The sequence below is a fragment of the Paenibacillus senegalimassiliensis genome (genome assembly GCF_001486585.1).
GTDB classification, from domain to species: domain Bacteria; phylum Bacillota; class Bacilli; order Paenibacillales; family Paenibacillaceae; genus Fontibacillus; species Fontibacillus senegalimassiliensis.
Genome location: NZ_LN909042.1, coordinates 48,570 through 62,349, shown reverse-complemented (window position 1 = coordinate 62,349; position 13,780 = coordinate 48,570). Strand labels below are relative to the sequence as shown.

The 13,780-nt window shown below is 49.5% G+C and carries 9 protein-coding genes; 6 read left to right on the top strand and 3 right to left on the bottom strand.

The window, feature by feature from the left end:
• Positions 1-226 precede the first annotated feature (226 nt).
• Positions 227-2,449 (top strand): AraC family transcriptional regulator, encoded by a 2,223-nt coding sequence (locus BN3279_RS02615; RefSeq protein WP_059049101.1) that lies wholly within the window; start codon positions 227-229, stop codon positions 2,447-2,449.
• A gap of 18 nt (positions 2,450-2,467) precedes the next feature.
• Here the strand turns inward: BN3279_RS02615 and BN3279_RS02610 are convergent, their stop codons facing one another.
• Positions 2,468-4,405, bottom strand: coding sequence for a family 43 glycosylhydrolase (locus tag BN3279_RS02610; protein ID WP_232436735.1), 1,938 nt, complete (start codon positions 4,403-4,405; stop codon positions 2,468-2,470).
• A 404-nt stretch (positions 4,406-4,809) separates the two neighbouring features.
• On the opposite strand from BN3279_RS02610, the gene BN3279_RS02605 reads away from it, so the two are divergent.
• From BN3279_RS02605 to BN3279_RS02590, 4 genes are read left to right on the top strand one after another with little or no spacing between them, the layout of a single operon-like run.
• Positions 4,810-5,664, top strand: a complete 855-nt coding sequence (locus tag BN3279_RS02605) for an ABC transporter permease (RefSeq protein WP_059049303.1) — start codon at positions 4,810-4,812, stop codon at positions 5,662-5,664.
• Positions 5,665-5,682: 18 nt separating this feature from the next.
• Positions 5,683-6,558, top strand: a complete 876-nt coding sequence (locus tag BN3279_RS02600; protein ID WP_059049100.1) for a carbohydrate ABC transporter permease — start codon at positions 5,683-5,685, stop codon at positions 6,556-6,558.
• Positions 6,559-6,584: 26 nt separating this feature from the next.
• The gene (locus tag BN3279_RS02595; RefSeq protein ID WP_059049099.1) at positions 6,585-8,222 is read left to right on the top strand and encodes an extracellular solute-binding protein; all 1,638 of its coding nucleotides are present in this window, start codon (positions 6,585-6,587) and stop codon (positions 8,220-8,222) included.
• 25 nt (positions 8,223-8,247) lie between these two features.
• On the top strand, positions 8,248-9,180 hold the full coding sequence (locus tag BN3279_RS02590; RefSeq protein ID WP_082672904.1) for a family 43 glycosylhydrolase: 933 nt from the start codon (positions 8,248-8,250) through the stop codon (positions 9,178-9,180).
• A 41-nt stretch (positions 9,181-9,221) separates the two neighbouring features.
• Here BN3279_RS02590 and BN3279_RS02585 read toward each other — a convergent pair whose 3' ends face one another.
• Both BN3279_RS02585 and BN3279_RS02580 read right to left on the bottom strand, forming a co-directional pair.
• Positions 9,222-10,001, bottom strand: coding sequence for a response regulator transcription factor (locus BN3279_RS02585; protein WP_059049097.1), 780 nt, complete (start codon positions 9,999-10,001; stop codon positions 9,222-9,224).
• Between the two features lies 1 nt (position 10,002).
• Positions 10,003-11,625: a sensor histidine kinase gene (locus BN3279_RS02580; RefSeq protein WP_059049096.1), complete on the bottom strand. Its 1,623-nt coding sequence runs from the start codon at positions 11,623-11,625 to the stop codon at positions 10,003-10,005.
• Positions 11,626-11,840: 215 nt separating this feature from the next.
• Between BN3279_RS02580 and BN3279_RS02575 the strand changes: the two genes are divergently transcribed.
• A complete protein-coding gene (locus tag BN3279_RS02575) occupies positions 11,841-13,646 on the top strand; it encodes a flavocytochrome c (protein WP_059049095.1) in 1,806 nt (601 codons plus the stop codon).
• Positions 13,647-13,780: the final 134 nt, after the last annotated feature.

The window sequence follows — 13,780 nt, the reverse complement described above, 5'->3', positions numbered from 1 at the left end:
CTCGACTCCTTTTTCTAAGCTCGCTTGTTTCTATGGATTACTTTAGTGCAATAGCAGGGGCAGGAACAGGGTGAAAGTATTACAAAGAGGCTTCCAACCTCCTGTTTTATAAAAGTAAGCGCTTTCTAAAAAGGGGAGGTAATCGGTCATTAATGTCGAATGTACTAGTCAATCTCAAATGTGCAAAGGAGGCTTCGACAACATCAAGAAAAAATGGTTTTACCGTATGCTGCTGTCCTATTCCCCGATTCTGATGTTCCTTGTGCTCGTCCTTATTTTGTTGTTCTACGTGAAATGGACGTCGGAGACGAAGGTCCGCCTCCAGAATACCAATGAGCTCTTTGCCTCGCATGTGTCCAGTGTTCTGGATTCGTCTATGAAGTCGATTGAGGAATTTGTGGTCCAGCAGATGCTGACGGATGAGAAGCTTACCGAATACATGAACAGTACGGCACCTACACCGCCCTTCACCATGTACGAGCTGACGGAGCGCCTGACCGATATTCGCACTTTGTTCCCGCTCACTGGAGATATATACATATACAAAATATCAAGCCAAGAAATCATCTCCAACTTTGGCTTGATTAAGCCGAAGGATACGTTCTCCGATGAGGACTTTCTGATGAGAGCGATAGACAATCCGGAAGAGAAGAAGTGGTCTTCGCCCAGGGCGTACCGTCTCTATCAAGCGAACGCAGTTGCGAATGTCGTCACGTTAGTCAGACCTCTGCCTGTTACGTCAGTGGTTCCCAAAGGCTACGTTGTGGTCAATGTCCAGCTCTCCTCCATTCAGCAAGCACTACAGACGGTCAATTCCAATGCCTCTGGTTATCTGGAGCTTAACGATGGCGATAGCTCCTCCCTATTCCGAGAGAATACGCCGCCGCAATCAACGTGGGGGATCAGCACGATTCGCTCCGATTATACCGGGTGGCATCTCTCCGTGGGTATTCCGGAGTCCGAGCAGAAGCTGATGTCTGTCTTCCTGGACGCCTGGACACTCCCGGCGCTCATCACATTCCTGCTAAGCATCATCGTGCTGACATACGTGACTCACCGCAACTACAAGCCAATCGAAGAAATCATGATCCGCATTGACCACTATGCGCTGAGAAGAAGCTTGCAGCTCGGCAAAAGCAGCCAGCATAACGAGTTTCAGTTCATCGCGACTGCGCTGGATAACTTAATGGAGAAATCCCATGAATACGAAGCCAAGCATCAGGACGACCTTATTATTCGAAAAAGATATTGGTTCCACGAGCTGCTTACGGGCAGCCTATCCTTGTCGGAGGCAGAGTGGGAGCGCGAGGCCGACGAATTGGGCATCCCGCATTCGTTCGCATCCAGCATCGTGCTGGTGGTCATGCTGGACAATCGCCAGCAATTCAGCAAGGCCTACAATCAGCGCGACCAGGCGTTGTTCAAATTCGTTGTGCAGGGTGTGCTGGAGGAGATTTGTCGTCATCACGAGCTTGCGGTCTGGTCTGAGTGGAAGGAAGCGGACCAGCTTTGCTCCATCATCTACTTTCAGGACGCGGTCAATGAAGCCAAGATACTGAATATAGCCAACAAGCTTAAGGAGTGGGTGGCGGCTAATCTACAGTTCACAGTGTCGCTGTATATCGGCACAACCGTAAGCGAGATGGACGAGATTAGAGGGTCATACTGGGAGGCGATGCAAGCCGGCCAATACCGGGCGTTGCACGGCTATAGCCGCATCTACGCGGCATCCGACTGGAAGCTGAACGTACAAGGCGACCTTTACACCCATCTGCACATGGCCAAAGGGGTTGTGAAGCTGCTGCGAGGTGGAGATTCCGCGTGGATTGATCAGTTCGAACGACTGTTCGAAGGCATTAGAAGGGATGGGCTTTCGCAAGAGCAGACGGCAGAGGTGGTTAACTATCTGTTCTACTCGCTGAAGAGAGAGATGAACGACATGCCGGAGGAGATGATGACGGTATGGGTGGAGCCGCTCCGTCGCTATACCCCGTCCGCCATATTGGCGAAGGAGTTAATCGACGAGATTCAGCGCAGTATGGCCGAGCTGCTGCACCTGCTTGCAGAATCGCTGCACGAGTGGCGCGACCGTCAGCCGCAATTTCCAATAGTAGAGCAGATCGCCCTTTATCTACAGAGCAATTACGGCAATCCCGACATCTCCCTTGATCATCTGGGCGAGGAGTTCGGACTTGCACCGCGCGTCGTCAGCAAGCTGTTCAAAGCCGGCACCGGCGAGAGGTTCGTTGATTACGTCATGAATCTTCGCATGACGGAAGCCAAGCGGCTGCTGACGGAGACCGATTTGCCCGTTCAGACCATTGGTGAGCAGGTGGGCTACTTGCAGGTTATCTCATTTATACGAACGTTCAAGAAAAGCGAAGGAATACCGCCGGGCGAATATCGCAAGCAATATACGAGGGGTAGTAAAGAGGACGGTTCATCATAACCGTCCTCTTTACTTAGATCAATTGGGTACTAGTTTAATATAATCAAGGCCCAGAAAGTATCCGGAGCTTGCGTTATTTTTGCCTGCAACATTAAACTTGAAGGATTTTTGGCCTGCAGAGCTGAAAGTTATATTGGCTACACTTAGTTCCGCATAGCTCAATGAATTTGCATATAGGTCCTGAACCGAACCGTGATTCACACCGTTGACCGACATCTGGAACTGCCCCCGTCCGGGGCCTTTTTTCACCCTGACCTTCACACTATAGCTGCGTGCCTCGGGCACATTCACCGTGTATGTCACATAATCATGAACGGCATCGGCTTCCAGCATGACTCCATATCCACCGCTCAGATTAGGATCTGGACCGGACCCTTCTCCGAACAGGAGATGCTTGTCGCCTGAGGTTGCACTAACCATGATGTTTTCTGTTTCATATTGACTGCTTTCCACTGAAATATTATCGAATTTTGCAGCCGAATTATACGTTCTGACCCCGATCTTGCCTCCGATATAGCTTGAATCCGTAACGCTAAGCTTAGGTGTAGCCATATCGCCCACATAAACCCTAATGGATGTGTCTTGCGCAACAATTTTTATAGGATATGTTGTATTGGCTGATAGGCTCATAGGAGCCGTGGCAAGCGACGTCCAGTTGTTGTTGGCTTTCCCGATGACCACCCTCTGATTGGGAACATCGAGGCCCGCATAGTAACCCTGGTAAGCATCGGCACCCGTTCCGGGATTTGATACCCTGAATACGAGGCCCGCATTGCCGGTGGCGCCCGGCGTCACATCAGCTTCATACACCATATTGGAGAAATTGGTGTCCAGAAGAGCCTTGGCCCCCGGATTTGACGCTACATGATATTGACCTCCTGATACGGTCCATGTCCCGCCATGTTTGGTCCACCCTACATCATTTCCATCATTAAAGTTATCCCCTACTGCCATTTCGACTGGAATAATGCTATTGTCTGCACTAAACTCAAATTTATCGTAGGCTAATACGCGAGCATCCCAATCCGGCTTATTCAGGTAACGCTTATGATAGAAAATGTACCAATTCCCGGAGTCAGGCGACTTTATAATCCCGTTATGACCCGGTCCATAGGCGGTTGTAGCATCCGAATGCAGCATAATGCCTTTGGGCACAAACGGTCCTGTCACAGAGTCGGAGGTGGCATACAGGACTTTATAAGTTGAATCCACCCACAAACCGGCGGAATAAGTCATATAGTATATCCCGTTTCTCTTAAACACTTTAGGTCCTTCAAAAAAGTCATTATTGCCCGTCTTGGCAGGCGTAACCTTCTTATAGACGGTTCCGTCAGGCCATGTTCCAAGCGACTTCATGTCCGCATTCAGCTTGACAACATTAGCCTCGCCCCAGCTCCCATAATACATATAAGCCTGACCGTCATCATCAATAAATACGTCTTGATCCATGGGGCCTGCACCATTTCTGACGACATTAATAAGCGGCGCACCAATCGCATCCGTATATGGCCCTTCGGGATGATCCGCCACCGCGACGCCTATTCCGCCTAATTGACCATCGCCATTGATCGCGTTTGCAGCAAAATAAATGTAATACTTCCCATCGCGATAGGCCCCGCTCGGCGCCCATAATGCATGCGACAACCAGGATATGTTAGCCGAGCTTATTACATTTGAATACTTTGTCCAGTTGACCAGATCTGTTGAAGAGAAGATGTCCATGGATTTGGCGCCTGTGCTGGGAGGCTCGCCAACCTGGCTTGGACGAGTCGGGTACACCCAATAGGTCCCATTATAATTCTGTACATCAGGGTCTGCGTAATAGCCGTCCACAAATTGCGGACCAGAGTGAATGGGAACAGGTGCGGCATAAGTTAATCCCGGCAAAGCTGCAAACAAGCAGATGGCCATTGAAACGCGAAGAACTACCCTGCTAAGCTTCTTGCCTTTTTCCACGTGTTAACCTCCTTATTATGAAATGAGTATTTAACTTCTTCTTAAATGTATGGTAGTTGACTGTAAACTATCAATTTCCAATTTTCCCATGATTAACAATTTGGTAAATACCGAAAGATCCCATGCCCATCGTGACAGAAAGGTTTATAAGCGAAAACTGTTTATGGCCGTCGTTCCTTGATCTCAGTTGCAATGCGCTTGACGTCACACCGTAATGATTATTCGGCGAAAATTGAAAATTGATCAGCGTCCTCTCAATGCCCTATATTCAAAATGTGCTTGAGGCCATCCTGCAGGAAGCAGCACAGTAAGGCTAGTCCGGTTCTAGTCTGAATTTCAGTACCAACGACCAGGAGGTGATTGGCATCAGCCGCATCTGGAGGCGAAACTTGCCGCTCTTCTTGATGTTCATTCCCGTTATCGCATTCTTTGTCATTTTTAAATACGTGCCGATGGGCGGAGTGGTCATTGCATTCAAAAAGTACAATTTGATGGATGGCATTGTACATAGTCCGTGGGTTGGATTCGATAATTTTCGTCTCCTGTTCAGTACACCCACGACTGTTCAGATCATCCGTAATACGTTGATGCTAAGTCTTATGTCGATCATCATTGGCTTTCCATTCCCGATTATTCTCGCCATCCTGTTGAATGAGGTCCGGCACATGTGGTTCAAGCGGCTGGTGCAGACGCTCGTTTATCTGCCCCACTTCTTCTCATGGATTATCGTAAGCGGAATTATCGTAACGATCTTCTCTCAGCAAAACGGCATTGTAAGCGGATGGTGGGAGAGCCTTACCGGTCATACGTATCCTTTTTTGTATCGCGAAGGCTCCTGGCTAACCATTTTCGTTGGCTCCGGTGTCTGGAAGGAAGCGGGCTTCAGTGCCATTATTTATCTGGCGGCTCTAACTAATATTGATCCCACACTATATGAAGCAGCTAGTATCGACGGGGCCTCCAAATGGAAGCAGATTCGTCATGTGACGCTGCCGGGACTGCAGGTGACCATTGTACTCATGTTGATATTGGCGATGGGCCGGGTTATGGAGGTGGGCTTTGACCAAATTTATATGCTGCAAAATTCTACCGTGTCCGATGTATCGGAAGTGATCAGCACCTACATTTACAAGGTCGGATTGATGGGGTCGCAGTTCAGCCTGACAGCAGCGATCGGATTGTTTGAATCACTGGTTGCTCTGATCCTGGTTCTCATCACCAACGCCATTGCCAGGAGGTTCGGAAATGGATTATGGTAACAAGGAGGTGGCCGCGGGATGAAGCCGTCAATAGGAGAACGTGTCTATTTGGTCAGCGTATATGTGGTACTGTCCGCCGTTGCCCTGCTATGCCTGCTGCCGCTAGTGCATATTGCTTCGCTGTCAGCCAGTTCGCTTCAGGCCGTCTCTGCGGGAAGCGTTACCCTGTTCCCGGTAGACATGTCGTTAGCAGCTTATACGCAACTGTTTGAGAGTACCCCTATTCTGGCCTCGCTCACGAATAGCGTGATTATTACGGTCGTCGGCGTAGCACTCAGCATGGTGTTCACCATCCTTGCCGCCTACCCGCTTACACGATCCTATTTTTGGGGACGCCGGGTGTTTATGTTTGGCATTGTATTTACGATGCTGTTTAGCGGGGGATTGATCCCGACTTATTTGACCATCAGGAATCTTGAGCTGATCAATACCTATTGGTCTTTGTGGCTGCCCGGACTCGTAAGCGTATTCAATTTGATGGTTCTGCGGACGTTTATCGAAAATATCCCTGGTGAGATTGATGAAGCCTCCCGAATAGATGGATGCGGGGAATGGCGTTATCTTCTCCAGATTGTCCTGCCGCTCTCCATGCCGGTTCTCGCTACGTTAGCCTTATTCTATGGCGTTGGATATTGGAATTCCTTCTTCAGCGTTCTGATGTACATCAATGATCCTGCAAAATACAACATCGCGGTACTAGTACAACAGATGATTCAGAGCCAGATGATGCTTGCGCAGATGAATGGCCTGGAGTCGTCCGAGCAATTGATCCTGTCGCCGGAAATGGTGAATTCGGCAGCCATTATCATCATGGTGGTGCCTATGCTGGTCATTTATCCATTTCTGCAAAAGTATTTTGTCAAAGGTGTCATGATTGGCGCCGTAAAAGGGTAACTATCCGAATTAGGGGGATAAGCAAAATGAAAAAGAGGATGACAAAGCTGGCTTTGATACTGGCGGGCCTTATAGCTTGTACAGCCATAGTGGCCGCCTGCTCTAATACGAAGGAAGAGAGCGGTAATTCCGCAACGGGAACATCGGCACCCGTGTCCAAGGAGAAGCCCACTCTCTCCATTTCCATCTATGACCGAGGCAATGTCCCTCAAGAGATGGGAACCATTGATAATAATCGCTGGACCCAATGGCTTAACGAGAACGGACCCGTCAAAGGGAAATACGTGCCCATCCCGCGCGGCGAGGCCGTGCAGAAGCTAAACCTGCTGTTTGCTTCCGGAGATGCGCCTGACGTTGTATTCGAATTCGACACCGGCTTCCGCAACCAGATGTACCAGCAAAAGATGATTATGCCTGTGGATGAATTGATTGAGGAGAGCAGCACCGATTATAAGCAATTGCTGGAGAAGTACCCCGCAATCAAGAAGGCTGCCGTCAAGCCGGACGGGAAAATGTATGAATTCGGACGGGTATCGCCGCTCGTCGGCTTCCAGTCGCTGTTCATTCGCAAGGACTGGCTGGATAAGCTGGAGCTTCAGGTTCCGCAAACCTCAGAAGAACTGTTCGAGGTGGCTAAAGCCTTCACCGAGCAGGACCCTGACGGCAACGGGGTGAAGGATACCTTCGGCATCGCCCTGAGCGGTGAAACGGGCGGAACCATCAGCACGATGTTCCGCAACGTTACATGGGTCGTGGATAACGGCAAGCTGGTGCGAGGCTGGGAGCAGGAGAATGCGGCCAATGCCTTTAAGAAGCGGCTGTACGACGCCGGGCTGGTCGATAAGGATTTTCTTGCCGACAAGAATGGACAGAAGGCCCAGCAGGACTGGAACAATGGCAAAATTGGCATCTTTGTAGGCCGGACAATCGATCTGGTCAACTTCAATCAATATTATGAGCAGTTGAAGATTAACGTTCCGAGCGCCGAGGTGCAGGCGATCAAACTGCCGAGGTCCGAATTCGGTCAGTTCGCCATCGGTGTCAACAACCCGGTACAGATGACCACGATTATCAATGCCAGAACCAAAGACCCGAAAGCGGCAATGGCTTATATCGATTTCATGGCCTCTCGTACTGCCGGCGAGGTGCTTCGTTTCGGCGAAGAAGGAGTCGACTCAACCCTAGGAGCGAATGGATGCTTGCAGCCTATTCATGCCGAGGAATTCAATAAGCAGGTATCATGGAATATCGATTTTCAATTGCTGCTATCCCGGATTGAAGTGGGCGCCTGCACAGATATTCAAAGCCAGCTAGATCCTTCGAAGCCCCTGGAACAGGATTTCCTAAGGCTGATCAAGGAAAATAATGAGGCCAACCTGAGCGCCGATGTAGAATTTGCGCCCATCACCCACGGCGAGCACATGCCAACGCTGCCCGAGGACCTCAACATCATTAATACCAATGTGTCGAAAATCGCCGATATTTATAGCAAGGCCGTAGTCTCCGGTCCTTCTTACACGATCGAGCAAGCTTACAAGGATGCGCAAGCCCTATGGAACAGTTCCGGAGGCGACAAGCTCGAAGCTTTCTACGCGGATTGGTATAGCAATAACTCGGAGAATGCGTTTATGGCCAAGGACATGTGGAAATTCGTCAAAAATTAATGGCTGTTCAAGGGGAGGCAACAACATGACCATGTTATTTGCAGACACAGATCAGGGACGATCTTTTGCCAAAGATCCGGCCGTTGTCAAATTGAATGGCGTCTATTACATGTATTACACGATGGCGCCGCCTGTATCTGACCAACCAGATACGGGTTGGGGAATCGGAAGAGGAATTGGGATAGCGCGGAGCGATAATCTTCTGGATTGGGAGAAGATTGGCGAGCTGATGCCCGAACAGGATTGTGAGCGCAATGGCATATGCGCGCCAGGAGCCATCGTGCTTGAGGATAAGGTCCATCTGTTCTATCAAACCTACGGAAATGAAGCCCACGATGCGATCTGCCACGCCATATCTGGCGACGGGTTACATTTTGTGAAGGACAGCTCCAATCCGGTGTTCTCCCCGACAGGCGCATGGAATAATGGGAGGGCAATTGACGCCGACGTGATCCTATGGGACGGCCGACTGTTTATGTACTTTGCTACCCGCGACCCAAAAGGGAAAATCCAGATGCAGGGTGTAGCGATAGCTGAGCTGGACTCCGGCTTCGGCCGAGGAGCTTGGAGGCAGGCCTGCGACGAATCCATCCTGAAACCCGAGCTTCCCTGGGAGCAAGAGTGTATTGAGGCAGCGGCGGTGTGCGAGCATGAGGGCAAGCTGTTCATGTTCTATGGGGGAGCCTATAACAACTGTCCGCAGCAGATCGGCTGTGCGGTCAGCGAGGACGGGATAGGATGGACACGGCTGTCGGATGAGCCTTTCCTTCCCAACGGGGAGCCGGGCACCTGGAACGAAAGTGAGTCCGGTCATCCGTTCCTGTTCAAGGACGAGGATGGACGCACGTACTTGTTCTACCAGGGCAACAATGACATGGGCCGTTCCTGGTACTTGTCGATGACGGAGATCGGCTGGAAGGACGGATTACCTTACGTGATGCAAGGAGATGCCGGGTGAACCAATGAAGTATTAAGACATGAGGGAGGCCCTAAGCCTATTTAGGGTCTCCCCCTATTTTTATACTCCAACGGAGACAGCCCCACCTTGTTCTTGAACACGCGGCTGAAATAGTATTGGCTCTTGTAGCCTACCTTTGTGGCAAGGCTGTTTATTTTGATGTTGGAAGGGGCATGATCCATCACCTCTTTGGCCTTGGCTATTCTAAGGCCTGTCACATAATCGAGAAAGGATTGTCCGGTCTCCTGCTTCATGCGCTTGCTGAGATAGGTGGGATTCATATGAATCAAGGTGGCCACTCTGGTAATCGTCAGCTCGGGGTCCTGGTAATGGTCGTTAATATATTCTGTCACCTTGTTGATCAGCAAAGTCCCGTCTCCACCAGACAGATTTGGGCCCAGTGTAGGAGATTTTTGTGTCTCTGTGTCAGATTGGTCAGGAAATATCTGCTGCAAATGCTGGTTCAGACGAGATAAGAGCTGTTCCAGATCACTTTTGGGAACCGGCTTTAGCACGTAGTCAAAGGCATGAAGCTGCACAGCCTGACGCGCATACTCAAAATTGTCATAACCGCTAATAATGACCACGACCAGCTCTGGAAATTGCTTGTGCAGCAAGCTGATCAGATCGAGTCCGTTCATGTTTGGCATATTAATATCAATAAAGCAGACGTGAGCAGGCTGCTGCTCCAATTGCTGTATCGCTTCCCCTGCATTCTTGGCTTCTGCAGAGACGGAGAACGGATAGTGGCTGCTTTCAATAAATTGCCTCAACCCCCGGCGAATAATGGGTTCATCATCTACGAGCATGATTTTCCACATGTTACTCACTCCCTTTTATAGCATTCAACGGCAGGTGGATGGTCATGGTGGTCTGTTCCTCGCTGCTGCTTATAATCAGCCCATAACCATCCCCATGCAGCATTCGAATTCGATGGTTCACGCTATACAGGCCGAACCCGGTTACGGCTCCGTCCTGTCTGTCCTCCGCTAGCATCTCATTAATTCTGGCCAGCTTGTCTGGCGGGATCGGAAGTCCGTCATTGTGGACACACACGACAAGCTTATCCTCTTCGGTATAAGCCTGAATAGATATGGTGCATCTCCGGTCTTCCAGCGGCTTGATGCTATGATAGATGGCGTTCTCTGCCAGAGGCTGGAGCATGAAGCGTATGACCTGATATTGCGAGATTCCATCCTCGTACTCAAGCTTATAATCAAGAATTTCCTCATACCGGACACATTGAATTTGCAAGTAGCTCTCCACATGATATAATTCCTGCTCCAGCGAAATATACGTCTCTCCATTGCCAAGACTGAGTCTGAAGTAGCTGCTGAGCGCCTCCACTATCTCAACAATATTATCCGCCCCGTATTCTCCAGCCATCCATTGAATGGTATCCAGGGTATTATACAAAAAATGCGGCTTGATCTGCTCATGCACCAGTCTGAGCTCAATCGCCTGTTTCTCTTGCTCGGAACGATACAGTTGTACCAGCATTTCGTTAAAGCTGTGAGCCAGGTCGCCAATTTCATCCTGCCGCGATTCATCCGCACGGATCTCCTGATTGCCCCGCTGCACATTCTTCATCACCTGACGAAGTGCCTGAATAGGGCGAATAATCGAGGTGAGCAGCATCGTTAGCAGTAGCATAAAGATCAAGCCAAGCAGAGTTCCTACAATTAGAGCTGTTCGCTGGGTTTTCACTACAGCCACGGACAGCTCGGAGTCCGGCACCTCAAGTACGATCTTCCATCCCTTTACACTATCAATCGGGGCCTCAAATATACTGACACCCTCGCAGCCTTTGCTGTGGTTGCAATCTGCCATTTGCAGCTCCTGCTCGTCAATTCCCCCGACAATCAGCTTGCCGAGCTGATCATAGAGGGAAATGTCCTCCGCAATCTCCTTCATCTTCTCCAGCGAGACCGCAGCGGCAATGTAGGCAGCCTCTTCAGTCTTCAAAGGCTGAATGGGATAGAGAATGACGACAATCTCTACACCATTTGCCTTGGATACAATAGGATGACTGACCACGTAGTCGGCCTTCGATTCAATGAGATGCTGATAGTAGGGGCGATTCAAAATAGAGAAGGGCTTGTCCTCCATCCCCCAAGAGAAGGCATGAATATCCACGATGCGAATGGATTCATATTCTTCCTGCTTTCGACTTTCGAGTCGATGTGCCTCCTGCAGAAGCTGCTCTCTGGACCATTGATGGCTAGAAGCGAGCGCAGCCAGCGTATCGATTTCGCCAATTCTTTGATTGAACCAATAATCTACTTGATCACTGCGAGCATCCAGTACCTGCTGGGTTAAGCTTTTATTTAACGGAACTACGGTATGGTTCATTTCCATATAAATAGTGACCAAAAGAGCAAGAAACAGCAGCACAAAGCAGCCACCTGAATACAATAAGAGCTTTTTCTGTATAGAGTTCATCATGCTGTCCGGCTCCTTATCTATGGAATCGTGTAAATGGCTTGGAATAAAGCCCGAAAAGGATAAAAAATATCGCAATCGTGCAAATACTTGAGAGCACACCTATCCTATAATTACTCATGTGCACATTTTCACATGAAAGGCGGCTGTTGTCCAGAAGCCTGCTGCAAGAAGTGGATGATGGTCGTCAGAGATGAACTGAAGGGGAGAATGCAATCATGCAACGAATCTATTCTAAACGAGTAATGGCCTTGCTATTAGCTGTATGCCTGATGCTTATGGTCGCTGCTTGCGGAGGCAAGGAGACACCAGGCGCCAACAATGCCGAAGGAACCGGAAGCAAGGTGGTTGAGGGTGTTGGCCAAGGCAAGCACGGAGATATTAAGGTTAAGGTGACCTTTAAGGACAACCAAATTACCGATATTGAAGTCGTAGAGAATAAGGAAAATGAAGTGCTGGCAGAGCCTGTTTACACTCAACTGAAGGAAGTAGTTATTGCCATGAACAGCCCGGAGGTTGACGCAATTAGTGGCTCTACTGTAACGAGCAATGGCTACCTGGAGGCCATTAAGGATGCGATTGCCAAGTCTGGCTTGACCTTGGCTGTGGTTAGCGTCGCAGCTAATACTACCCAGAGCAAGGAAGCCGCCGAACAGATCTATGATGTAGTTGTCATCGGTGCCGGCGGTGCGGGCTTCAGTGCGGCTATTGAAGCCAATCTGGCTGGAGCTCAAGTCGTCCTGTTGGAGAAAATGCCGACTGTGGGTGGGAATACACTCATATCGGGCGGCGAGATGAACGCGCCTAACAACTGGGTGCAACAAAAGCTAGGAATTACGGATGATTCAGCGGATTTGTTCTATGAAGATACGCTGAAGGGCGGAGATAATTTGGGTTCACCCGAGATGGTGCGGATTTTGGCAGATCATGCTCTGGCTGCTGCCGAGTGGCTGCGCGATGAGGTGAAGGTGGAATTCCTGCCGGATCACTTGTTCCAATTTGGCGGTCACTCCAGAAAACGTGCTCTGATTCCAGTAGGTCATACAGGAGCTGAGCTGATTACAAAGCTGAAGGCCAAGACAGAGGATCTAGGCGTTACGATTAAGACAAATATGAAGGCGGATGCCCTGATTACCGATGATCAAGGTAGAGTAACCGGAGTAGAAGCTACAGATGGTAGCGGCAACAAGATTCTGTTCCATGCCAACAAGGGAGTTGTAGTCGCTACAGGCGGGTTTGGCTCTAATGTAGAGATGCGTAAGAAATACAACCCGGAAATGGATGAAAAGTACATGTCCACCGATACACCGGGAACCACAGGCGATGGAATTGTCATGGCTGAGGCTTTGGGTGCCAAGCTCAGCAATATGCAGTATATCCAGACTTATCCGGTATGTAATCCGGAGACAGGGGTTATTTCTCTGGTTGCAGACTCCCGGTTCGACGGTGCGATTCTGATTAATCAAGAGGGCGAGCGCTTTGTCGAGGAACTGGAGCGTCGGGATGTGATCTCAAAGGCCATTCTGGCTCAGACAGGTGGCTACACCTATCAGCTCTGGAATCAGAAGATTGCCGATATCGGCAAGACCATTGAAGTCCATCAGGATGAATACGATATGCTGATTAAGCAAGGCCTGTTATACAAGGCTGATACTTTGGAAGAAGCGGCGAAGTTCTTCAATGTGGATATCGATAAACTGAAGGCTACCGTGGAAAAAGTAAATCAATATGCAGACACAGGCGATGATCTTGATTTCCACCATCGCAGCGGGCTGGTCTCGCTGGAGACAGGACCTTACTATATTCAAAAGGCCGTCCCTTCTGTCCATCATACAATGGGTGGACTTGTCATCGACGAGAAGACACATGTCATTCATGAAGACGGCAGTATCATTCCCGGTCTGTATGCGGCAGGCGAGGTTACAGGTGTGCTTCACGGTACGAACCGCCTCGGAGGTAATGCCATTGCTGATATCTTTACCTTTGGCCGTATTGCAGGACAACAGGTTGTAGCCGAGAATTAATTTAGGAATAACATAGAATCATAAGAATGCTCCCCATACCGTGCAGGCATTTTGTACTTCACCTGTCTACTATATGGGGAGCATATCTATTTTTTACTTTAGTAACACTTGGCTTCGTTCAGCTCTTACAAGCT

Coding starts and splice junctions, on each gene's coding strand:
- BN3279_RS02595 (WP_059049099.1), top strand. CDS start 6,585: ATGAAAAAGAGGATGACAAAGCTGGCTTTGATACTGGCGGGCCTTATA.
- BN3279_RS02615 (WP_059049101.1), top strand. CDS start 227: ATGCTGCTGTCCTATTCCCCGATTCTGATGTTCCTTGTGCTCGTCCTT.
- BN3279_RS02580 (WP_059049096.1), bottom strand. CDS start 11,625: ATGATGAACTCTATACAGAAAAAGCTCTTATTGTATTCAGGTGGCTGC.
- BN3279_RS02575 (WP_059049095.1), top strand. CDS start 11,841: ATGCAACGAATCTATTCTAAACGAGTAATGGCCTTGCTATTAGCTGTA.
- BN3279_RS02590 (WP_082672904.1), top strand. CDS start 8,248: ATGACCATGTTATTTGCAGACACAGATCAGGGACGATCTTTTGCCAAA.
- BN3279_RS02605 (WP_059049303.1), top strand. CDS start 4,810: ATGTTCATTCCCGTTATCGCATTCTTTGTCATTTTTAAATACGTGCCG.
- BN3279_RS02585 (WP_059049097.1), bottom strand. CDS start 10,001: ATGTGGAAAATCATGCTCGTAGATGATGAACCCATTATTCGCCGGGGG.
- BN3279_RS02600 (WP_059049100.1), top strand. CDS start 5,683: ATGAAGCCGTCAATAGGAGAACGTGTCTATTTGGTCAGCGTATATGTG.